Source organism: Streptomyces sp. NBC_01237, from assembly GCF_035917275.1.
GTDB lineage: Bacteria > Actinomycetota > Actinomycetes > Streptomycetales > Streptomycetaceae > Streptomyces.
Genome location: NZ_CP108508.1, coordinates 7,600,792 through 7,622,144 on the forward strand (window position 1 = coordinate 7,600,792; position 21,353 = coordinate 7,622,144).

General features: G+C 72.3%; 19 protein-coding genes. 7 read left to right on the top strand and 12 right to left on the bottom strand.

Annotated elements, in window-relative coordinates; genetic code table 11:
* The first annotated feature begins 49 nt into the window (after positions 1 to 49).
* Together OG251_RS33650 and OG251_RS33655 are read left to right on the top strand one after the other, a co-directional pair.
* Positions 50 to 1,000: an ABC transporter substrate-binding protein gene (locus OG251_RS33650; RefSeq protein ID WP_326681510.1), complete on the top strand. Its 951-nt coding sequence runs from the start codon at positions 50 to 52 to the stop codon at positions 998 to 1,000.
* 91 nt (positions 1,001 to 1,091) lie between these two features.
* A complete protein-coding gene (locus OG251_RS33655; RefSeq protein WP_326680639.1) occupies positions 1,092 to 2,498 on the top strand; it encodes a hypothetical protein in 1,407 nt (468 codons plus the stop codon).
* Here OG251_RS33655 and OG251_RS33660 read toward each other — a convergent pair.
* From OG251_RS33660 to xylB, 6 genes are all read right to left on the bottom strand, one after another.
* On the bottom strand, positions 2,489 to 3,862 hold the full coding sequence (locus OG251_RS33660) for a cytochrome P450 (protein WP_326680640.1): 1,374 nt from the start codon (positions 3,860 to 3,862) through the stop codon (positions 2,489 to 2,491). The genes OG251_RS33655 and OG251_RS33660 overlap by 10 nt on opposite strands.
* A gap of 119 nt (positions 3,863 to 3,981) precedes the next feature.
* Complete coding sequence (locus OG251_RS33665) at positions 3,982 to 4,425, bottom strand: hypothetical protein (protein ID WP_326680641.1); 444 nt, start codon at positions 4,423 to 4,425, stop codon at positions 3,982 to 3,984.
* Positions 4,426 to 4,496: 71 nt separating this feature from the next.
* On the bottom strand, positions 4,497 to 6,047 hold the full coding sequence (locus OG251_RS33670; protein WP_326680642.1) for an aspartate:alanine exchanger family transporter: 1,551 nt from the start codon (positions 6,045 to 6,047) through the stop codon (positions 4,497 to 4,499).
* A 166-nt stretch (positions 6,048 to 6,213) separates the two neighbouring features.
* Positions 6,214 to 7,113: a hypothetical protein gene (locus OG251_RS33675; RefSeq protein ID WP_326680643.1), complete on the bottom strand. Its 900-nt coding sequence runs from the start codon at positions 7,111 to 7,113 to the stop codon at positions 6,214 to 6,216.
* Entirely contained in the window at positions 7,113 to 8,387 is a 1,275-nt protein-coding gene (locus OG251_RS33680; RefSeq protein ID WP_326680644.1) for a VWA domain-containing protein, read from the bottom strand. The genes OG251_RS33675 and OG251_RS33680 overlap by 1 nt, the downstream gene beginning before the upstream one ends.
* A gap of 70 nt (positions 8,388 to 8,457) precedes the next feature.
* Entirely contained in the window at positions 8,458 to 9,948 is a 1,491-nt protein-coding gene (xylB, locus tag OG251_RS33685) for a xylulokinase (RefSeq protein WP_326680645.1), read from the bottom strand.
* Positions 9,949 to 10,158: 210 nt separating this feature from the next.
* Between xylB and xylA the strand changes: the two genes are divergently transcribed.
* Positions 10,159 to 11,328: a xylose isomerase gene (gene xylA / locus OG251_RS33690; protein ID WP_326680646.1), complete on the top strand. Its 1,170-nt coding sequence runs from the start codon at positions 10,159 to 10,161 to the stop codon at positions 11,326 to 11,328.
* Positions 11,329 to 11,454: 126 nt separating this feature from the next.
* Here the strand turns inward: xylA and OG251_RS33695 are convergent, their stop codons facing one another.
* The 4 genes from OG251_RS33695 to OG251_RS33710 all read right to left on the bottom strand — a co-directional run bounded on the left by OG251_RS33695 (position 11,455) and on the right by OG251_RS33710 (position 14,737).
* Positions 11,455 to 12,690: an ROK family protein gene (locus OG251_RS33695; RefSeq protein ID WP_326680647.1), complete on the bottom strand. Its 1,236-nt coding sequence runs from the start codon at positions 12,688 to 12,690 to the stop codon at positions 11,455 to 11,457.
* Positions 12,691 to 12,842: 152 nt separating this feature from the next.
* On the bottom strand, positions 12,843 to 13,478 hold the full coding sequence (locus tag OG251_RS33700; protein WP_326681511.1) for a DUF305 domain-containing protein: 636 nt from the start codon (positions 13,476 to 13,478) through the stop codon (positions 12,843 to 12,845).
* 32 nt (positions 13,479 to 13,510) lie between these two features.
* Positions 13,511 to 14,179, bottom strand: coding sequence for a DUF3105 domain-containing protein (locus OG251_RS33705; RefSeq protein WP_326680648.1), 669 nt, complete (start codon positions 14,177 to 14,179; stop codon positions 13,511 to 13,513).
* A gap of 129 nt (positions 14,180 to 14,308) precedes the next feature.
* On the bottom strand, positions 14,309 to 14,737 hold the full coding sequence (locus OG251_RS33710) for a hypothetical protein (protein WP_326680649.1): 429 nt from the start codon (positions 14,735 to 14,737) through the stop codon (positions 14,309 to 14,311).
* 71 nt (positions 14,738 to 14,808) lie between these two features.
* Between OG251_RS33710 and OG251_RS33715 the strand changes: the two genes are divergently transcribed.
* Positions 14,809 to 15,717: a phospholipid scramblase-related protein gene (locus OG251_RS33715; protein ID WP_326680650.1), complete on the top strand. Its 909-nt coding sequence runs from the start codon at positions 14,809 to 14,811 to the stop codon at positions 15,715 to 15,717.
* A 71-nt stretch (positions 15,718 to 15,788) separates the two neighbouring features.
* Here OG251_RS33715 and OG251_RS33720 read toward each other — a convergent pair whose 3' ends face one another.
* The gene (locus OG251_RS33720) at positions 15,789 to 17,165 is read right to left on the bottom strand and encodes a uracil-xanthine permease family protein (protein ID WP_326680651.1); all 1,377 of its coding nucleotides are present in this window, start codon (positions 17,163 to 17,165) and stop codon (positions 15,789 to 15,791) included.
* 9 nt (positions 17,166 to 17,174) lie between these two features.
* Complete coding sequence (locus OG251_RS33725) at positions 17,175 to 18,299, bottom strand: aryl-sulfate sulfotransferase (RefSeq protein ID WP_326680652.1); 1,125 nt, start codon at positions 18,297 to 18,299, stop codon at positions 17,175 to 17,177.
* 119 nt (positions 18,300 to 18,418) lie between these two features.
* On the opposite strand from OG251_RS33725, the gene OG251_RS33730 reads away from it, so the two are divergent.
* From OG251_RS33730 to OG251_RS33740, 3 genes are all read left to right on the top strand, one after another.
* Positions 18,419 to 19,000 (top strand): helix-turn-helix domain-containing protein, encoded by a 582-nt coding sequence (locus OG251_RS33730; RefSeq protein WP_326680653.1) that lies wholly within the window; start codon positions 18,419 to 18,421, stop codon positions 18,998 to 19,000.
* 100 nt (positions 19,001 to 19,100) lie between these two features.
* On the top strand, positions 19,101 to 20,804 hold the full coding sequence (locus OG251_RS33735; protein ID WP_326680654.1) for an FUSC family protein: 1,704 nt from the start codon (positions 19,101 to 19,103) through the stop codon (positions 20,802 to 20,804).
* A complete protein-coding gene (locus OG251_RS33740) occupies positions 20,801 to 21,307 on the top strand; it encodes a MarR family winged helix-turn-helix transcriptional regulator (RefSeq protein WP_326680655.1) in 507 nt (168 codons plus the stop codon). Before OG251_RS33735 ends, OG251_RS33740 begins: the two co-directional genes overlap by 4 nt.
* Positions 21,308 to 21,353: the final 46 nt, after the last annotated feature.

Sequence of the window (21,353 nt, forward strand, 5' to 3'; positions counted from 1 at the left end):
TCACGGCACCCGTCCTCGTACCGGCGGCCGCACCCGTGTCCGTACGCGTATGGCCGCGGCCGTTTCCTCGGCCGCGGCCCTGCTGGCGGTCACCGGCTGCGGCGCCGCCGACATGACCCGGCAGACGTCGCCGTTCGCGGCGCCCGCCGGGATCAGGACCGTCACCCTCTCCGTACAGTCGTGGGTCGGCGCCCAGGCCAATGTGGCGGTCGCCCGGCAACTCCTGGAGGACGAGCTCGGCTACCGGGTCGATCTGGTCCAGACGGACGAGGTCCCCGCCTGGGACGCCCTCAGCCAGGGCCGCGTCGACGCGATCCTGGAGGACTGGGGCCACCCGGACCAGGAGAAGCTGTACGTCGACGAGAAGAAGACCATCGTGCGCGGCGGGGACCTCGGTGTCACCGGGCACATCGGCTGGTACGTACCGAAGTACTGGGCGGACCAGCACCCCGACGTCACCGACTGGAAGAACCTGAACGCGTACGCGGACGAACTGCGCACCGCGGAGAGCGGCGACAAGGGCCAGCTGATGGACGGTTCACCGTCCTACGTCACCAATGACACGGCGCTGGTGAAGAACCTCGACCTGGACTACAAGGTGGTCTTCGCCGGCTCCGAGGCCGCCCAGATCACGCAGATCCAGCAGTTCGCCAAGGAGAAGAAGCCCTTCCTCAGCTACTGGTACCAGCCGCAGTGGCTGTTCAACGAGGTGCCGATGGTGGAGGTGGAACTCCCGGAGTACACCGAGGCGTGCGGGGCGAAGGACCCCGAGGACATCGACTGCGCCTATCCGAGGACACCGCTCCAGAAGTACCTCAACGCCGACTTCGCCGGGCGCGGTGGCGAGGCGGCCGCGTTCCTGAAGAGGTTCAGGTGGTCCGAGGACGCGCAGAACGAGGTGTCGGAGCTGATCGCCTCGCAGAAGCTCACCCCGGAGGAAGCCGCCGATCGCTGGATCGCGGCGAACCCGGACGTATGGAAGAAGTGGCTTCCCCGATAGCCGGGGCGGCCGCACGGCGGGGCAGGGGCAGAGGCCGGGGCGGGGCGGAGGCAGGCGTCTCCGCCCCCGCGCCGCACAATAAGATGACAAAATGCCGTCCGCGCCCCCTGCCTCCCCTCCTCCCGCCCGCGCCGTGCTGCGCGCCGAGCGCCGCAGGCTGCGGGAGGCCATCCGCGCCAAGCGCTCGCTGCTGAAGGGCCGCAGGGCTTTCGAACGGGCCGACGCCCGCCGGGTCTTCCAGGAGTCGGCGGCCCGGGACACCGCCGTCCGGGCGCACACGGCCGTACGGGAGCGGGCCGCGAACGAACGGCAGCGCACGGAGCAGCTCGTCGCCGGCCGGCTGCGCGCCCTGGACGACGACCGGCAGAACTCCGAGGCCCGGGAGCTTCAGCTCCTGCGCAGCGCCTACATCGACGCCGCCCTCCGCCGCGCCCCGCTGAACGTCAAGGAACTCAATGGGCTGGGCGCGGGCCTGATCAACGACCTCGCCGTCCGAGGCGTCCGCACCGCGGCCGACTTCACCCACACCAGCCGGGGGACCGCGCCGAACGGCAAGGGCGGCGAGGTCATCTGGATCCATCTGGCCGGCGGTGCCAAGGTCCGGGTCAACGGCATCGGCGAGCACCGGGCGAAGGCGCTCGTCCAGTGGCGGCAGTCGCATCTGCGCCGTGCCGAGGAACGCGCGCCGAAACGCATCACGGCCGCCGACCGGCGCCGCGTCGAAGAGCTGGCGGCCCGGCGGCGGGCCGAACTCACGGCGATGTCCGCCGCCGCGGGGGTCACCGCGGACCAGGCGTGCGCGGAGGCGGACCGGCACCGTGCGCAGACCCTGGCCCAGCTCGCCGACGCCGCCCGCGGCGCCGATGCCGAGGCGCGGGCGCGGCGGGCCCGCTACGACGCGCTGGCCGAGGAACTCCTGCGCCTGGAGGCCGAACTCGACGCCCTGGACGCCGCGCACGGTGGCCTCGGGGCGAGGCTGCGGCGCACCGGATCGGGTGCACGGCGTACGGACCCCCTCGCGCCGATCCCCCGGCAGCGCGCCCGGTCCGCACCGCACGACGGCACCACGGCGCGCACCGCACCGGGCATCACGCCGCCGGGTGTCCCCTGGGCCCCGGCACCGGCCTCCGCACCCGCCCCGGCCCCGGCCCCAGCACCAGCCTCCGTACCCGGCCCAGCACCGGCCTCCGCACCGGCCTCCGCACCGGGTTCCCCGGCCGCGGGCCCGCCGCCGGGGAAGCTGTGGCTCGTTCCCGTGGTCTTCTTCCTCGGTTCCGCGCTCACCGGAACGCCCGAACTGCCCGGCGCCCCGCTGTGGATCACGCTTGCGCTGCGCCTGGGCCACCTCGTGGTCGGCGGGTCGGTGCTCGGGATCTGGCTGCACCGGCGCCGCCGGTTCCGTGACGAGGGCACGGCGCCCGTCATGCCGGGCGGCGCGAAGTGGGCGCTCGCGCTGTGGCTGCTGGCCGCTGTGCTGACGATGACGCGCTACGACTGACGCGCCCGCACCGTAGCCATGATGTCCCGGTCCGGCTGAAGCGTCAGGGTCGGTACGGGACGGACCGTGCCCGGGTCCACGTCCAGCTCGAAACGCCGGGCCAGCACGGCCAGGATCAGGACCGCCTCGACCATCGCGAAGCGCGTACCGAGACAGACCCTGGGGCCGCCGCCGAACGGGAACCACGCGTACTCCGCGATCTCGTCGCCCTGCTCGGCGTCCCACCGCTCGGGCCGGAACTCCTCGGGCTCCGGGAACCACCGCGCGTCGCGCTGCGTGGCCCACTGGCTGCTCCACACCCTGGTCCCCTGGGGAATGGGTACGCCGCCGATGTGCGCGTCCTCCTTCGCCACACCGGTGATCAGCCAGATCGTGGGGTACAGGCGCAGGGTCTCCTTCACCACCGACTGGGCGTACGTGAGGCGCGTGTAGTCGTCGAACGTGGGCTCGCGGTCGCCGAGTACCCGGTCCAGCTCCTCGGCTAGGGCGGCCCGCGCGCGCGGATTGCGGGACAGCAGATACCAGGCCCACACCAGGGTGGAACTGGTCGTCTCGTGGCCCCCGATGTACAGGGTGACCGTCTCGTCGCGGATCTCCTGGTCGGTCAGGTGCGCGCCGGTCTCGTCCACCGCGGTCAGCAGCCGGCTCAGCAGGTCGGGGCGCTCCCCGTCCCCGTCGCGGTGGCGGGCCACGACCCGGCCCACCTCGGCGTCGATGACCGCGGCGGCCTTCTTGATCCTGGCCCGGCCCGGCGTCGGCACCCAGTCCGGGAGCAGTGCCCCGATGCCGCTGAACTCCTTGCCGATCTCGCGCTGTGCGACATCCATCGCCCGGCCCATCGACTCGGCGTCCGCCGGAGTGTCCACGCCGAAGATGGTGCGGACCGCGATCCGCTGGGTCAGGGCGGCCATCTCCCGCTTGATGTCGACGCGTTCGCCGCCCTTCCAGGTGTCCGCCAGCTCCACCGTGCTGTCGGCCATGGTCGACGCGTACGACTTCACCTGCTTCGGCCGCACCGATGGCTGGACCAGCGACCGCTTCCGCCGCCAGTCCGCACCCTGCGCCACGACCACGCCGTTGCCCATCACCGTACGGAAGGCGATGCCCAGCGTGGGCTGGTCGAAGGAGCGTTCCGTCTCGGTGAGCAGTTCGCCTATGCAGTCCGGGTCGGATATGAACACGCACCGGTTCCGGCCGAAACGCCAGCGCACCATGTCCCCGTGACCGCGAAGACGCTCGAAGAAGGCGAGCGGGTTCTTCGCGAACTGCGGCATGCTCCCCAGGAACGGCAGCCCCTTGGGGCCCGGTACGAGTGTGTGGCCGCGCCGCTCGGCTTCGAGTGCCGTGCCGGTCTGCGTGGACATCGGAGAACTCCGCTCACTGGTGGCGCACCGCGGCCGTCGCGCGGTGACTCGCTCCCCATCGAACAGGACGGGGCCGGCACTCCACCAGCACCTGGCGGGGTCATGGCCGGTATCCGCCATCAGCCCTGTGGGGTACGCGAGTTGTCGAGGGTAGTCGCAGTGGCGGACTCGTTCGAACGGGGATGGGGCACGACCACGACCTGGTCGGCGTCCTCGTACACGATCGTGCCGGGATCGGCGGACTCGACCCGTTCGCACGGCACCCGGTGCGCGGCCAGCAGCGTCAGATAGCCGTCGACCCGCGCGATGAGTTCCACGGCCGTCACCTTGAACCAGGCCACCGCTCCCGGGTTCACCGCGGGATCGTAGACGGATGGATCGACATCGGACGGATTGGTGAAGCTGCTGTCGTACCAGTCGTTCCCCGCGCGCCAGAACCGGTGCTGCTCCTCGCTCAGCCTGCCCTCCCGGGCCAGACCGTTGGCCAGGGCGAACACCCCGGGGAAGTGTCCCCGAGGGCTGCGCTCGGTGCCCTGGAACCTCACGTACGGCGCCTCGCTCAAGAGCCCTCTCCCTCCGCGTCGGTGAGTGAAGGCTCCAGGGTAGGGGCGCCGGTCCACCTGGGCGGTCGGTGTCACAGGCCGACGATGAGCTGAATGCAGACGATCTTGACCAGGATGGCGAGCGCGAACAGCGTCGAGTAGCCGTTGTTGATCCGGCTGTCGCTCACCCTGCTGTTGGCGTACGCCACGATCGCGGGGTTGCCCACATAGCCGGACAGCAGGCCCATGGTCCGCTCCCGGCTCTGCCCCAGGACCCTCGCGACGAGCACCATCAGCGCGTAGCTGACCACCGCGCCGATCGCCAGGACCGCCACGAGCTTCAGCCCGAACAGGGAGAAGGCGTTCTCCCGGAACGAGTAGCCGGAGGTGAGTCCCACGATGGCGAGGAAGAGCAGCAGACCGATCTGGCGCAGGGTCAGGTTGGCCCGGGTGGGCAGGGTCCACACGAGCGGCCCGGTGCGCCGCCGCCAGCCGAGGATCATGCCCATCACCAGCGGCCCGGCCCCGGTGCCGAGTGCCAGGGTGGTGGAGCCCAGGGTCAGCGAGGGGATGCCGATGAGGAAGCCGAGGGCGAGCCCGAGGCCCAGGCTGACCGCGCTCACCTCGCTGACCTTGGCCTCCGTGTCGCCGAGATACGTGGTGACCTCCGTGGTCCGCTCGCGCGGCATGACCACCCGGACCCGGTCGTCCAGCTGAAGCACCAGTCCGTCGTGGGCGAGCATGTCGAAGTCCCCGCGGCGCACCCGGCTCACGGCGGCGCCGTACCGCTCGCCCAGACCGAGCTCGGCGACCGTGCGGCCGGCGAGGTCGGGGTTGGTGAGCAGGATCCGCCGGTAGTCCACGGCACTGCGGTCGTCCAGCAGATGGAACGGGGCCAGGGCGCCGAGGGCCTCGGTCGCGGCCCGTACGTCCTCCTCGCCGCCGACCAGCACCACCAGGTCACCGGGGCGCAGCCGCTCCAGCCTCCCGGCGACCCCGGTGTCACCCCCGACGGGGCGGTACTCGCTGGCCAGCACGCGGTGCGTGGCGACTCCGGGCACATCGGCCCAGACGCGGTCGCGGGTCACTTGGACCGTACGGGTGACGAGGGTGGACGGCAGCCCGGAGTCGGGGTCGCGGCGGGCGACCCAGCTGCGGCGGACGGCGAGCGCGGAGACGAACATGATGGTGATGACGACGGCGAGCGGGTAGCCGATGGCGTAGCCCACGGCGGGCTGCGTGGGGTCCTGCGAGGCGGCCTGCGCGGCGGCCAGGCCGGGGGTGGTGGTTCCGATGCCCGCGTACCCACCGGCGAGGAACGGTCCGCTGATGCCGAAGCCCCGGTGGCCGACGAAGCCGACGACGACGGCGGTGAGGGCGAGGGCCACGACCGCTCCGGCCATCACCGCGAGCTGGCCGCGCAGTTCACGGAAGAACGCGGGGCCCGACTCCAGCCCGACCGTGTACACGTACAGGGCGAGCCCCAGCGCGGAGACCCCGGCGGGCACGGCCGCGGCGATGTCCTTGTCGAGCGCCCCGACGAACAGGCCGACGAACAGCACTCCGGCCGCGCCGAGCTTCACCGGGCCGAACCTCACCATGCCGAGCAGCGCACCGAGCGTGATCACGGTGAACACGGCCACCCACGGATTGTCCGCGAAGAACTGCCACACCTGGTGTGCCTCCCCGTAGCGAAGTGCTGGAGCTCCTGTCGCGGCCCAGGGTCTTCGAGGAGGGAGCGGTCCGCCACTCGGCCCGCCGCGGCGCCCCGGCCCCGTTCGCGGGTCCGGGGCGCCGTCGGACGGCCGGTCAGACGCCCGGCGGGACCCGGGACGGACGGCCGCCGCCCCGTGTGAGGGAGTAGCCGAAGACGGCCGCGAGTGCGGCGAGCACCCCGCCGCCCACGGTCCACAGCCAGCGGTCCGTCCACCAGCCGGAGCTCCAGCCGTCGTCCGGTTCGCTGCCCAGCGACACCCGCCGCGCGTCACCGTCCGCCGGGTCACTGTCCGACGAGGCGTCGTCGGACGCCTGGTCGACGGAGGACGCGCCGGGCACCAGCGGCTCGGCGAGCGCCCCGTCGACGTCGTGGGCGCCTCCCCGGTCGGACGAGGTGACCGTCATCTCGGCCCCGACCGGCAGGCCGAGGTCCGTGGCGGGCAGATCCAGGACGGTCAGCCGCACGTAGTAGCTGCCGGGCAGCGGGTCGTCGGCCCAGGGCTCGGACCAGGCGCGCACGGTGCGCAGCACGCACGACAGCTCGACGGTCGCCGCGTCGGCCGCCGCCTTCCGGGTCTGGTGGCCGTACATACAGGCCTGGCGGCGCCGCAGCCCGTCGTAGACATCGATCTGCCAGGTGGACGCGCCGTGCCGGGTGGCACTCTCCGGCAGCCTGACCGTGGCCTCGACGGTGGCGCGCTGCCCCGCGTCGGCGGGGAAGACCCAGTACAGGTAGTCGCCCGCCGAGGCTTCGGCGGTGCCGCGCTGTCCCTGCTGGAGCGAGGTCGCGGTACGGAAGGTGGTGCCGGCCTCGGTGGGGCCGGACTTCTCGGTGTCGTCCCCGCCGGGGCTCGCGGTCGCGGACGGGCCGTCGGCGACGGCGGCCCCCGCCGAGGTGAGCAGGGTGAGCCCGGCGAGCAGCGCTCCGGCGAAGGCGCGCCAGACTCCGTTCGTGTGTGTGACACCGTTGGCGCGGTGGTGGGTCCTACGCATCAGTTGGTCCTCCATACGGCGACGCGCCAGCGCGAGATCCAGCCGGTCAGCAGACCGGCGACCAGGCCGGTGAGGACCAGGACGCCCAGCAGCCACCAGCCCCGGCCGAGGCCGAACGCGGCCGGGTCGGCGGCGTTGTCGGGGCCGTCCACCAGGTCCACGGTCAGTTCGACCGGCAGTCCGGGGGAGGTCTTCACCGAGGCGGCGGCCGAGAAGGAGTTGCTGAGCTGGAGGCAGACGGCCTCGGCGGCCGGCTTCTCGTCCTCGCTGTCGTCCTGCTCCGGCTTGGGGTAACGCAGCCCGGACGAGATCACGTCCGTACGGCCGGTGCCGGACTCCGAGCCCCGTACGATCTCGCGTCCGTGCTTCGTCACCGCCCGCAGCAGTACGCCGTAGTCGTTGTCGACGGCGCGGTCCGCCGCCACGCTCACCGAGGCGCGCAGCTCCTGACCGGGCAGCACGTCCACCCGGTACCAGCGGTGCTGGCCGAACTTCTCGCGGTCGGTGTAGAGACCGGCCTTGAGCTGTGGTGCCGCCGAGCAGCTGTCGGCGCCCTCGGTCGCCACCGGGGTGATGACGGGTGCGGCGGCCCGGTCCACCAACTGCGTGACCCGGTCGGAGAGTTCCTCGGTGTGCTGGACGGCGGTGTACGTACCGCCGGTGGCCTCCGCGATGCAGGTCAGCTGCTGGCGGATCTTGGCGTTGGGTACGAGGCCCAGTGTGTCGATGACCAGGTGGACCCCGCGCGCGGCGATGTCCCGGGCCACCTCACAGGGGTCGAGCGGCCCGCAGGTGTCCTCGCCGTCCGTGATGAGGACGATGCGCCGGGTCGATTCGCCGCCTTCGAGGTCGTCGGCGGCGCCCAGCAGGGCGGGACCGATCGGGGTCCAGCCGGTGGGCGCCAGGGTGGCGACCGCGGTCTTCGCCTCGGTGCGGTCGAGCGGGCCGACCGGGTAGAGCTGCTTGGTGTCCTTGCAGCCGACCTTCCGGTCGTCGCCGGGGTAGTCGGCGCCCAGGGTCCGGATGCCGAGCTGCACCTGCTCGGGCACCGCGTCCAGGACGTCGTTGAACGCCTGCTTGGCCGCGGTCATCCGGGACTTGCCGTCGATGTCGCGGGTGCGCATGGAACCGCTGACGTCGAGGACCAGTTCGACCTTGGGCGATGCGGAGGAGGGGGGTTCGTCGGCGGCGGCCGGGAGCGCGGTGCCCAGTCCGGCGGTCAGGGTGGCGAGCACGATGCACACCCCGGCCGTCAGCCGTTTTCTTATGATCATCGCCGGATCCTATTGAAGATCGGTTCGCATCCCCAAACGGATGCGGGTCGATCCGGTGCCCGGCCGGCGCTCAGCCGCCCAGCAGTGGCGCGGCAGCCTGTTCCAGTACCGAGGTGACCCGTTGCCAGGTCTCCACATCCCTTTCGACACAAGGGAGTTGACGGTCCGACGTTTCGGCCGTCCGTTCGTTCCAGGAGGCCGCCAGGGCCACCGGATCGCCGCCACCGGCCGCCGAGGCGGCGAGTGCGGCCGCGCCGACGGCGACCAGTTCGCCGCTGCCGGGGACGATCAGGGGACGGCCGGAGAGCCGGCGTACGGTCTCCACCCAGGCCCGCCCCCGGGCGCCGCCGCCGATCAGCCGCAGCGGCCGGGCGGCCACCTCGGGCGCGTCCGGGTCGAGACCGCAGGCCCGCAGCAGTTCGTCCATCGCCCGCAGGACGGTGACGGCCGCGCCCTCGTAGGCGGCGCCGAGCAGTTGCTGCGGGGTCGTGTCGTGGCGCAGCCCGGTGAGCAGTCCGGAGGCGGCGGGGAGATCGGGAGTGCGCTCGCCGTCCAGGTAGGGGAGCAGCACGGCCGCGCCCCCGGGGGCCGCGTCCTCGCGGTTCAGGCCGAGCAGGGCGGCGACCTTGTCGACGGCGAGCGTGCAGTTCAGCGTGCAGGCCAGGGGGAGGTACGTGCCGTCCGCGGCGGCGAAGCCGGACAGGGCCGTCGACGTGGGCCGGGTGCGGGACGCCGCGAAGACGGTGCCGGACGTGCCGAGGCTCAGGACCGGGTGGTCGAGCAGCCCGGCGCCGCCGAGTCCGAGACCGACGGCGGCGCTCATGTTGTCGCCGGTCCCTGCGGCGACGGCGATGCCTCCGGGCAGTCCCAGGGCTTCGGCGGCGGCCGGGGTCAGGGAGCCGACGCGGGCCGCTCCGGTGGGGGCGACCTCGGGGAGCAGGGCGGCGTCCAGCCCGAGGAGTTCCAGGAGTTCCGGGTCGTAGGTGCCGGTGGCGGTGCTGTACCAGCCGGTGCCCGAGGCGTCGCCGGGGTCGGTGGCGGCGGTGCCCGCGAGCCGTTCGGTGAGGAAGTCGTGGGGGAGGCGTACGGCCTCGGCCGCCGCGGCGTTCGCGGGGTCGTTCTCGCGCAGCCACTGCCACTTCGACGCGGTGAGGGACGCCACCGGCACCGAACCGGTGCGCGCGGTCCACGCGTCGGGGCCGCCGAGCGCGGCGGTGAGGGCGGCGGCCTGCGGGGCGGAGCGGGTGTCGTTCCACAGGAGCGCGGGGCGCAGCGGCCGGCCCGACCGGTCCAGTACGACGAGCCCGTGCTGCTGACCGGCCACCGCGATGCCGCTGACGGCGGAGGCGGGGACTCCGGACTCCTTCACCCCGGTGGCCACGGCCTCGCACAGCGCCCGCCACCAGACCTCGGGGTCGCTCTCGCGGGCTCCGGCGTCCCCGTCGACCCGGTGCGGGGCGCGGCCGACGGCGAGCAGCTCACCGGTCACGGCGTCGATGACGGCCGCCTTGGTGGACTGCGTGGAGCTGTCCACCCCGATGACGACGGTACGCGGCGGCATGGGCTACCTCATTCTCGCTCTGGAATTTGGTTGTGTGGCAAACAAATTACGTGAAGGGGCCCTCACGGAACAGGGTTGACTCCGATCAACAGCTGGTCGGGGGGTTTTGTCGTGGAGGTGTTCCGTGCATGATTAGTCATGACACTGAACAAATAAGGTCCGGCCGGTGTGCCCGTCGGCGGACCGACGGTACCCGAAGGCGGCCAGGCGATGACGGAACGCTTCACTCCCACTCCGGCGGACAAGTTCAGCTTCGGTCTGTGGACGGTGGGCTGGCAGGGTCGCGACCCCTTCGGCGACGCGACCCGGGCCCCGATCGACCCGGTCGACTCCGTGCGGCGGCTCGCCGAACTGGGCGCCTACGGAGTGACCTTCCACGACGACGACCTGATCCCGTTCGGCTCGACGGACACCGAGCGTGAAGGAATCGTCAAGCGGTTCCGGCAGGCGCTGGACGCCACCGGGCTCGTCGTGCCCATGGCGACGACGAACCTCTTCACCCACCCGGTGTTCAAGGACGGCGCGTTCACCGCCAACGACCGGGACGTCCGCCGGTACGCGCTGCGCAAGACGCTGCGCAACATCGATCTCGCCGTCGAACTCGGCGCCACCACCTATGTCGCCTGGGGCGGCCGCGAGGGCTCCGAATCCGGTGCCGCCAAGGACATCCGGGTCGCGCTGGACCGGATGAAGGAAGCCTTCGACCTGCTGGGCGACTACGTCACCGAGCAGGGCTACGACCTGCGCTTCGCCATCGAACCCAAGCCGAACGAGCCGCGCGGCGACATCCTGCTGCCCACGATCGGCCACGCCCTCGCCTTCATCGAACGCCTGGAGCGGCCCGGACTGGTCGGCGTCAACCCGGAGACCGGTCACGAGCAGATGGCCGGGCTGAACTTCCCGCACGGCATCGCCCAGGCCATGTGGGCGGGCAAGCTCTTCCACATCGACCTCAACGGCCAGTCCGGCATCAAGTACGACCAGGACCTCCGCTTCGGCGCCGGTGACCTGCGCCAGGCGTTCTGGCTGGTCGACCTGCTGGAGTCGACGGGCGGCTACGAGGGCCCGCGCCACTTCGACTTCAAGCCGCCGCGGACCGAGGACTACGACGGTGTCTGGGCCTCGGCCGCCGGCTGCATGCGCAACTACCTCATCCTCAAGGAGCGGGCGGCCGCCTTCCGGGCCGACCCCGCCGTACAGGAAGCCCTGCGCGCCTCCCGCCTGGACGAACTGGCCCGGCCCACCGCCGAGGACGGCGTCACCGGACTGCTCGCCGACCGCTCGGCGTACGAGGACTTCGACGTCACGGCCGCCGCCGAACGCGGTATGGCCTTCGAGGCCCTGGACCAACTGGCCATGGACCACCTGCTGGGCATCTAGAGCCCCCCGATCCCGCCGGGCGGCGGGTCCGCCCCGCACTCCGGCGGCGGGCCCGCACCCCGCTCCGGCGGACGTCCCGCACCGCACTCCGGTACCCGCCGCCCCGCACCCGATCGCCGGGCGGGTTCACCGTGCGTACGCCACCGGATCCGCCAGTACGTTCTGCACCACCAGCGCCGCCGCGCCCCGGGCCGCGTCCCCCGCGACGGACGACGCGCGCAGCCGGCCACCGCCCCGGGACCAGAGGCCGGAGACCACACGGCCGGTCAGCTCCTCGTCGGCGGGCGGCGACAGCCACGGCATCAGACCGCGGTAGATCCCGCCGAGCACCACCGCGTCCGGGTCGACCAGATTCACCGCACCCGACAGCACCTGCCCCAGCATCCGGCCCGCCTCGGCGACCGCCGCCACCGCACGCGCGTCCCCGGCCTGCGCGCGCCGTTCCAGTTCCACCACCCCGGCACCACCCCCGGCGCCTTCGATCCCGGCCGCCCGCAACAGCGCCGTCTGACCCGCGTACTGCTCCAGACAGCCCCGCGATCCGCACCGGCACTCCGGACCCGCCGGGTCCACCACCACATGCCCGATCTCCCCGGCGAAGCCGTGCGCGCCGCGCAGCAGCTCCCCGTCGATCACCAGCGCACCGCCGACGCCGATCTCACCGGTCAGATACAGAAAGCTCCGGACCTCGCCGAGCCCGCCGAACCACAGCTCGGCCAGCGCCGCCAGATTGGCCTCGTTCTCCGAACTCACCGGCAGCACGGCGCCGTCGGGGCGCAGCTCGGCGAGGGCGCGCGCGAACAGCTCCTCGGCCGGAACCCGGTTCCAGCCCAGGTTGGGCGCCTGGCGCACCGAACCGCCGGAGACGAGCCCCGGCAGCGCGAGTGCCACGCCGACCGGGCGCAGTTCCTGCTCGCGCGCCGACTCCAGGGTCCGGGCAGCGATCCGCGCGGCCCGCGCCAGGACCTCACCGGGCGGGGCGCCCCGGTTGTCGAGGTGTTCGGTCTGCCGGACCCGTCCGGTGCCCGCCAGGTCCACGACACAGACCGACACATAGTCGATGTTGATCTCCACGCCGAGCCCGGCGGGACCGGTGCGCGCCACCTTCAACGCCGTACCGGGGCGCCCGGCCTGCCCGCTGAAGGTCTTGCCCGACTCCGTGAGGAAGCCGCTGTCGATCAGCTGCTCGACCAGCGAGGAGACCGCGGCCCGGGTCAGTCCGACGCGGGCGGCCACACCCGCCCTGGTCGCCTCGCCGGCCACGCCCTCGTCCCGGACGGCGCGCAGCACCAGGCTCAGATTGTTCCGGCGCACGGTGTCCTTGTCGGCCTTGGGACCCAGCGGTGTGAGGTTGCTCTTCATGTCGTCGCCGAGCCTATGTGATGCCCGGCGGGGGAGAGCGGGCTCCTCACGGGCCGGAGGGCGGCCGGCCTCCGCCACGCCGCCCGCCCTCCCGCCCCGGCCCGGAACGCGGTCCGTCCCCGGCCGGGTGTGCTGTTGGCCCCGGCCGACGCTCAGGCCTTCGCGCCGCGCGCCTTGAGCATGTCCGCCATGAGCCCGATCTCCGACTCCTGGCCGCGCACCATGCCGGCCGCCAGATTCCTGATCGCTTCCGTCTCCGCGGAACCGGCCGCCGCCTGTGCCATGTCGGCGCCCGCACGGTGGTGAACGGTCATCAGCCGGAGGAACAGCACCTCCGCCTTCCGGCCCTCGGCCGACCGCAGCGCGTCCAGCTCCGCGTCGGTGGCCATGCCCGGCATCAGCGAGCCGTCACCCCGGGGCGTGACGGTGTGCCCCATCCACTTCATGGGGGGTCCGGACGCGCTCTTCGGCAGGTCCCACAGCTCCAGCCAGCCCAGCATCATGCCGCGCTGATTGGCCTGCGTGTTGATGATGTCGTACGCGAGACGGCGGACGTCCTCGTCGTCGGTGCGGTCCCGGACGATGAACGACATCTCGACGGCCTGCTGATGGTGGATCGACATGTCCCGGGCGAATCCCGCGTCGACGGAGCTCTCGGCGGGCGCCGACCGCGAGGACGAGCCCGGGGAGGACGAGGCATCCGACGGGGACGCGGCGGACGGCCGTACCACGATCAGCGCCACCAGCCCCAGGGCCACCAGCAGCACCGCGGCTCCCGCCACGACCATGCGGACCGAGCCGCCCGAGCGCGCGTCGGCGGTCACTTGGCGAGCCCACCGGTGCAGGCGGCGCCCGGCTCCGGCGTCTGCGGGCCCTGGACGTACTTGGTGAAGAACTGCGCGACGCGGGCGTCCGAGGCGCTCTTCACCGTGACCTGCTTGCCCCAGGCGCTGAGCATCAGCGGGGCGTCCTGGTCATTGATGGGGCTCATCAGCGAGTACGGGGTGGACGAGACGCGTTCGCCGAGAGCCTTGATGTCGGCGGGCTTCGCCTTCTCGTTGTACGTGACCCAGACGGCGCCGTGCTCCAGGGAGTGGACGGCGTTCTCCTTCGGTATCGCCTCGGTGTAGACGTCGGCGTTGCAGTTCATCCAGACCTGGTTGTGGTCACCGCCGACGGGCGGGTTCATCGGGTACGAGACCGGCTTGTCCACATGGTTCTGGGTCAGCTTGTCCCAGCTGCGCTCGCCCGTCACGGGGGAGGACTTGGCCTGCTCCTCGGCCTTGTCCTGCTCGTCGGCCTGCGCCATCAGATAACCGCCCCCGGCGACGAGTGCGGCGACCACGGCCACGGAGGCGCCGATGGTGATGATCCGGTTGCGGCGCTCGCGGGCCCGTTCCTTGCGGCGCGCCTCTTCGAGCTTGGCGCGGCGGGCGGCGGTGGAGCTGTTCTGGCTCTTGGGGGAAGACGTGTTCTTGGCGGAAGCCATGGAGGGTCCTCGGGTTCGAACGGGATGCATACGTGGTGATGCATGGAGGGAAGAGGGCATGCGGGCGGCCGTCCCCGGTGCTCCGGCGGTTGCCCGGAACGCGGTGGAAGGGGGGACGGACCCGGACCTCTAGATCCGTTGGACCTGAAGACGCAGGTGGTCGACGGCGCGCACACCGTCGTTCGCGGGGCCGCGGATGGCGGCCGCGCCGGTGAGCGGGGCGACCGGGACGACGGCCACGGGGGAGGGCAGCGCGACGGGAGCGGAAGGCCCCGGCAGCACCACGGCCCTGGAGTGGTCCGACGCGCCGTGGCAGGAGGTTCCCATGCCGCGGTCGGCGGGGGCGTCCGCGACCACGCGGGCGGCCTCCGCCTCGGGCGTCGGAGTCATCGCGTGGGCTGCGGCCGTGCCGTGGGCGCCCGTCGAAGGCGCGGCGGCGGCCGGGGCGGTGAGCGAGCAGCAGAAGAACATCGCCAGGAGGACGAACACCCAGCCCAGCGAGGCGGGCACGCGTACGCCGCCCGGTCTCCGGTCGGTCCGCACGCTCAGCCTGTTCATCGCCGCCATCGTAGTAGGTATATGAAGGTTCAAGGAGTGTGGGTCACAGGTTCGCGGGATAGTGTGCCCCGGTGACCATGCAATCGAACATACCTGCGGGCTGGTTTCCGGATCCCCACGGCGCGCCCCAGTTGCTGCGTTACTGGGACGGCTCGCAGTGGACCGAGCACACGCACCCGGCCGAGGGCCAGCAGGCCGCGGCTCCCGCCCAGTCTCCGTCCCGGCCGGTCCAGCAGGCTCAAGCAGCCCAGCAGGCCCAGCCGGTCCACGCGCCGCAGCCGGCCCAGCCGGCCCATGCGCCGCAGCAGGCTCAAGCGGCTCAGTCGGCCCACGTGCCCCAGCAGGCCCACGCACCGCAGCAGCAGACCGCGCCCGGTGCCGGTTCGTTGTTCACCCAGCAGGTCCTGGTGGTGAACCAGAAGGCCAAGCTGATCGAGGTCACGAACGAGTACAGCGTCTTCGACCAGCACGGCACCACCATCGGCTCGGTCGTACAGGTCGGGCAGAGCGCCCTGCGCAAGGTGCTCCGGTTCGTCTCCAGCATCGACCAGTACCTGACGCACCGGCTGGAGATCCGTGACGCTTACGGAGTGCCGCAGCTGCTGCTGACCCGCCCCGCGAAGTTCATCAAGTCGCGGGTGGTCGTCCAGCGTCCCGACGGACAGCCGGTCGGCGAGATCGTCCAGCAGAACGCCATCGGCAAGATCAACTTTGCGATGATGGCCGACGGCCGGAAGGTCGGTGCGATCAAGGCGGAGAACTGGCGTGCCTGGAACTTCGCGATCGTCGACCACAACGACGCCGAGATCGCCCGGATCACGAAGACCTGGGAAGGTCTCGCGAAGACCATGTTCACCACGGCGGACAACTACGTGCTGCAGATCCACTACCAGCTGCCCGAGCCGCTCCTGAGTCTCGTCGTCGCGACGGCCCTGACCGTGGACACCGCACTCAAGCAGGACTCCCGCGGCCTCGGCTGACCCGCGGCCGCGGACCTGGCAGTGCCCCCGGACCGTCCGCGTCCGGGGGCACCGCCGGGCCGTACCCGGCCTCAGGCCGCGTCGCCCTTGTCCTGCGGCGGGCCCAGTCTGCTGAACACCGCTGCCAGGATCACCGCGGCCAGCGCCCCGGCGGCGACCCCGCTGCCGAAGACCGTGCGGGCCCACACCGGCAGCCCGGCGTACATCTCGGGCGCGAAGACCGGCAGCAGTCCGACGCAGAGCGCCAGCGCCACCACGATGCCGTTGGTCCCGTGCGAGAGGTTCTCGCGGCTGAGCATCCCGAACCCCATCGTCGCGATCACCGCGTAGATGATCAGGCCCGCGGCCCCGACCACCGGCTCGGGGATGGCGGCCAGCAGCCGGGTGAGCGGAGTGATCAGCCCGCACGCGATCAGCAGCACCCCGGCGCCCGCCGTGACGAACCTGCTGCGCACCCGGGTCAGCTGAACGATGCCGATGTTCTCGGCGCTCGTCACCATCAGCGACGTACCGAAGACTCCGGCACCCAGCGAGGCCACCGCGTCGGCGCGGGAGATGCGCGGTACGTCGCGTGCCGCGTCCGGCGTACGCCCCACGGCCTCACTGTTCAGCACCGTCTGCCCGGTCGCCTCCGCCAGCGAGGCGAGGGCGAAGACCAGCAGCGGGACGGCGGCCAGCAGATCGAAGTGCGGTGTGCCGTACGGGAACGGGTCCGGGAGCGCGAAGGCGGCGCCCTGCGCCATGTGGAACGTCGTGCCGCTGACGGCCGCGACGACCGTGCCGCCCACGAGCCCGAACAGCACCGACATCTGCCGCCAGACACCCCGCATCAGCAGGAAGAACAGCGCGGTGATGCCCAGCGTGGCGAAGCCGAGCCCCGGCCCCGACGCGATCATCGGCGAGGTGATCTTGATCATGTTGATCCCGATCAGGACCACGGTCGTCCCCATCACCAGGGGCGGGAAGTACCGCACCAGGCGCCCGTAGAACGGCAGCACGAGCAGCAGGAAGACCGAGGCGATCAGTACCGAGCCCGACGCGGTGGCGGGACCGTGCTCCTTGGCCACCTGGAGGAAGATCGCCACCGCCGCACCGCCCGGCAGCATCAGGAACGGCAGCCGGGCGCCGATCCGCAGCGCCTTGACCCCCAGCGACTGGAGCAGCGCGCCGATGCCGCACAGCACCAGCGTCGCGCTGAGCAGGGACGCGGTCTGGGAGGCGGACAGCGACAGGGTGGTGGCGATCAGGATCACCGAGGAGACCGGGGCGGCGACCCCGGCGAGCAGATGCTGGAAGGCCAGCGGTGCCAGCCTCGGCAGGGGAAGCCGCTCGTCGACCGGGGCGACGGGGGAAACGGCTTCGGCGGTGGGCACGACGGCATCGGCGGCGGGGGAGCCGTCGTCGGCGGCACGCGCCGCGGTGCCGGTTTCGGGGACGGGGGAAGCCATGGTCCGGGCTCAGCCCTTCGGGACGTCGAGCCAGGGGAGCTCCTGGGCCGAGTAGCGGTAGGAGCGGAACACGGCGTTGGGCTCGGAGGGGAACAGCTTGCGCACTTCTTCTTCCTGGTAGCCGCCGAAGAACGGCACGATGTACTCCCAGCACAGATAGCCGTCCGGGGTCACCTCGAAGAGGCGGCCCGCGGGGGAGTCCGTCACGAGCGTGTTGCCGTTGGGCAGGCGCTGGGCACTGCCCATGAACGGGGCGAAGAACGACTCGCGCGCCGGGTCGTGGTACTCCCAGACAATGGTGCCACTGGCCCGCTCGATCTCGATGACCCGGCTGAACGGCACGTCCCACCGGGGCCGGAAGACGCCGTTGTCGAAGACCAGGAAGTTGCCGTTCTCCAGCTCCGTCGGGCAGTGCTGCTGCGATACGGTTCCGGGCTCGCTGCGCCAGATGATCTCGCCGGTCTCCCGGCTGATGACCACGACGGCCGAGACGGAGCGGAAGCTGGCCAGGATGTTGCCGTCGCTGGTCGGCAGCACGCTGTTGATCAGCGGGTAGTGCTCGCGGGAGTAGTCCGGGTGCAGCGGGAACTCTTCGCGGTCCAGGTGCTCGGAGACCTTCCACTCCCACACCGTGCGGCCCTCGGCGTCCACCTCGACGATGGTGTCCGCCCACACCGTGCCGTCCGGTTCGGAGCCGGTCACGCCGCCCCGTACGGAGTCGGCCGCCGCACCGGTCAGCGGTTCCAGGGCGCTGTACAGGAGCCGGCCGTCGCCGTAGTGGTACGCGTCGTGGTGCTGGTAGCGGTCACGGTGCTCGCGGACCACGGTGCCGTCCGGGGTGATCTCCTGCATGATCCCGCCGCGGTACTTGTGCCACATCGGGAAGAGCGCCGGCTCGTCGGGCAGGACCCCGCTGTAGGCGAGGTTGCCGTTGGGCAGGATCCGGGCGTGCCGCCCCGGACGGTAGGGGAGGTTCCACTGGTGGACCACCTCGCCGCGCAGGTCGATGAGGTAGACCTCGCCGCTGCCGGTCAGCGGGGCGAACAGGGTGTAGCCGCCGGAGCTGGCCTCTTCGTCCAGGGCTATGAGCCCGGTACCGCGGCGCCGACGCTGATTCTGGTCCACGAGGGGCATGGATCGATCCTCCGGTTAACTTTTTTAGGTGGTGCTTAAAATGTTAACCGGCCCGGTAGGCTGATTTCCGCCCCGCCGGCTGTGGTGTGCGGCACGCGGGACACGGAGTGAGTAGTGACATGAGCGAGGCGGACACCCCACAGGTCGGCCCCGGAATCCGCCGACGGCGCCGTGCCCTGGAGCTGACCCTCGCGGAGGTCGCCCGGCGGGCCGGACTGTCGGTGCCCTTCCTCAGCCAGATCGAGAACGGCCGCTCCCGGCCGAGCATGGCTTCCCTGCAGCGGATCGCCGACGCTCTCGACACCACGGCGGTACAGCTGCTGTCGACGGCGGAGGCGCCGCGCCCCGTCGACGTCGTGCGCGGCGCCTCCGCCTCGGTGCGGGAGGCGGGTGCCGAGGGCGAGGCCGACGGCCGGATGCGCCCGCTCGTCCGGGGGCATCAGCGCCTGCACGCGCTGGAGTTCACCGGCGCCCACGACTGGGGCCGCGAGTTCCGGCACCGTAACGACGAGATCCTGTACGTCGCCGACGGTGCCGCGGAGGTCGAGGCGGACGGCAACTTCTACCGGCTGGAACGGGGCGACACGCTCTACTGCGCGGGCGGCCTCGTCCACCGGTGGCGGCCCATCGCCCCGGACACCCGGGTCCTCGTCGTCGGCATCGCCGACCATGTCCAGGCGACCGATGAACAGGGCGGCTGAGCGGCAGGGCGGCTGACCGCCGGGGTGACTGACCGCCGGGGTGGCCGGGAGGAGGGCTCGGCATATCTTTTACAGGTGTAATACCTGTTAACGTATATGGGTGAGTGATACACCTGTGCGATCCCGGCAGCCCTCCGTCCGCAGACTCCCGCTGGCCGGTGCGCTCCGCCTCGCCCGCCCCTCGGACACCTGGTTCAAGCCGGCGCTGAGCGTCGTCGTCGCCTCCGCCGTACCGAACCTGCTGCTCTTCGCCGTCGACCGGCTGGACCTCGTGATGTACACGATGGCCGGTTCGCTGTGCGCGCTGTACGGCCACAGCCTGCCGTACGCCCGGCGTGCCGGAACCGTGGCGCGCGTCGTGCTCGGCATGCTCGCCGGCCTCGCGATATCGCTGCTCACCGCCTCGCTCACCGGCTCGACCGCCGTCCTGATCGCGGTCGCCGCACTCCTGGCCGCTGCCCAGAAGACGCTCTGCGACGCGACCCGGATCGGCCCGCCCGGCCATGTCATCTTCACCTTCGTCACCTCCGCCGCGCTGTTCGCACCGCAGCACCTCGGACAGATCCCCGGTCACCTCGCCCTGACCCTGGCCGCGGGTGCCGTCTCCTGGCTGGTCTCCGTCGGACCCGCGCTGATCCGCCGCGAGGGCCCCGAGCGCCGGGCCACCGCCCGTGCGCTCGACGCGGCGGCGGCCTGTGCCGCCGACCCCGGCCCCCGTACCCGGCACGCCGCGGCCGCCGCCGTGCACATGGCCTGGCAGTCCCTGCTCACCACGGGCCGCCCCACCCCCGTACGACAGGCCCTGGAGCGGCTCGTCGTGCACGCCGAAGCGGCCCTCGCCGGCTCGGGACTCACCGGCGGCACCGGCGCCGCCCCGCCCGAGCGGCTGCGCGCCTGGGCCGCCGCGACCCGCGCCCGCGGCCCGGTCCCCACCCCGCCGACCGCCCCCGGCACCGCGGACGAACTCTTCGGGATCGAGGCGGAACGGGCCGAGCTGCGGCGCGCCGGCAGCCGCCGGGACGCCCGTCGCACCCTGCTGCGCGCCCTCGCCCCCGGCTCCCCGCTGCTGCCCGTCGCCGCCCGTACGCTGATCGGCTGCGCGCTCGCCGGATATCTCTGCGCCGCCCTCGGCGTCGGACGCCCCTACTGGGCGATCGTCACCGCCGCCTCCCTCTACCAGGCCAATGTCACCCTGTCCTGGAACCGGACCCTCCAGCGCACCCTCGGCAACCTCCTCGGCGTACTGGTCTTCGCCGCGGTCCTCCCCCTCACCCGGACCGGTCCGCTCGCCCTCATCGCCTGTGTCCTGTTCTTCAGCTTCGCCGCGGAAGCCCTGATCACCCGCAACTACTGGCTCGGCTCCGTCGCCGTCACCCCGATGGCCCTGCTGGTCCTGGAGTTCGGCGGCACCCACCCGGCCGGAGAACTCATCGGCGACCGGGTACTGGACACCCTCGTCGGCGCCTCCGTGGGCTTCCTCGCCGCGATGCTCGTCACCAACCGACGGGCCGCCGGGCGCGTCGAGAAGGCTCTCGCCGCCACCGGCACCGCCCGCGCCCACGCCGTACGCGCCCTCGCCGACCCCGCTTCCGGCCCCGCCTCCCTGGACCGGGCGCGCCGCCGCCTGACCGGGTCACTCGTCGAACTCCGCGAGGCCGGGGACACCGCGGCCGGCGAGTGGTGGCAGCGCGCGCTGCCCGAGCAGGAGCTCCTCGCGGCCGAGCGGGCCGGACACCGTACGCTCGCCGCGACAGCACAACGGCGGGGGCTGATCGCCCTCGCCCCGGAGAACGGAGCGGTGTGACCGACGACATCGTTGCCTCGGTGGTACGGCAGTGGCAGGCCGTCAACCCCGAGCTCGACACCGGACCGATGGAAGTCATCGGCCGCATCAACCGCTGCGCCGCGCTCCTCCAGCAGGCGGAGGACGCCCCGCTGCGCGCCGCCGGACTGACCCGCGCCGAGTTCGACCTGCTCGGAGCCGTACGCCGCAACGACCGGGAGTTGACCCCCGGTGAACTGGCCCGTGAGACCTTCTCCTCCGGCGCCGCCGTCACCAAACGGCTCCGGGCCCTCCAGGAGCGCGGACTCATCGACCGCCGGGGCGACGACCGCGACCGCAGGGTCGCCCATGTCCGTCTCACCGAGGAGGGCCTCGGTCTGGTCGACCGGCTGCTGCCCGAGCAGCTCGCGTACGAACGCGCGGTGCTCTCCGGCCTCGACGACCGGACCCGGGGCCTGCTCAGCACCCAGCTCGGTGAGTTGCTGGTGCAGTTGGAGGGACGTATCGGCGGAGCCCGGCGCTGACAGCGGGGCGCCCGGCCGGGTGCCCCGGCCATCGCCCTGCTCCCGG

Coding starts and splice junctions, on each gene's coding strand:
- OG251_RS33650 (WP_326681510.1), top strand. CDS start 50: ATGGCCGCGGCCGTTTCCTCGGCCGCGGCCCTGCTGGCGGTCACCGGC.
- OG251_RS33655 (WP_326680639.1), top strand. CDS start 1,092: ATGCCGTCCGCGCCCCCTGCCTCCCCTCCTCCCGCCCGCGCCGTGCTG.
- OG251_RS33660 (WP_326680640.1), bottom strand. CDS start 3,862: ATGTCCACGCAGACCGGCACGGCACTCGAAGCCGAGCGGCGCGGCCAC.
- OG251_RS33675 (WP_326680643.1), bottom strand. CDS start 7,113: ATGCGTAGGACCCACCACCGCGCCAACGGTGTCACACACACGAACGGA.
- OG251_RS33680 (WP_326680644.1), bottom strand. CDS start 8,387: ATGATCATAAGAAAACGGCTGACGGCCGGGGTGTGCATCGTGCTCGCC.
- xylB (WP_326680645.1), bottom strand. CDS start 9,948: ATGCCGCCGCGTACCGTCGTCATCGGGGTGGACAGCTCCACGCAGTCC.
- xylA (WP_326680646.1), top strand. CDS start 10,159: ATGACGGAACGCTTCACTCCCACTCCGGCGGACAAGTTCAGCTTCGGT.
- OG251_RS33695 (WP_326680647.1), bottom strand. CDS start 12,690: ATGAAGAGCAACCTCACACCGCTGGGTCCCAAGGCCGACAAGGACACC.
- OG251_RS33700 (WP_326681511.1), bottom strand. CDS start 13,478: ATGGTCGTGGCGGGAGCCGCGGTGCTGCTGGTGGCCCTGGGGCTGGTG.
- OG251_RS33705 (WP_326680648.1), bottom strand. CDS start 14,179: ATGGCTTCCGCCAAGAACACGTCTTCCCCCAAGAGCCAGAACAGCTCC.
- OG251_RS33710 (WP_326680649.1), bottom strand. CDS start 14,737: ATGAACAGGCTGAGCGTGCGGACCGACCGGAGACCGGGCGGCGTACGC.
- OG251_RS33720 (WP_326680651.1), bottom strand. CDS start 17,165: ATGGCTTCCCCCGTCCCCGAAACCGGCACCGCGGCGCGTGCCGCCGAC.
- OG251_RS33725 (WP_326680652.1), bottom strand. CDS start 18,299: ATGCCCCTCGTGGACCAGAATCAGCGTCGGCGCCGCGGTACCGGGCTC.
- OG251_RS33730 (WP_326680653.1), top strand. CDS start 18,419: ATGAGCGAGGCGGACACCCCACAGGTCGGCCCCGGAATCCGCCGACGG.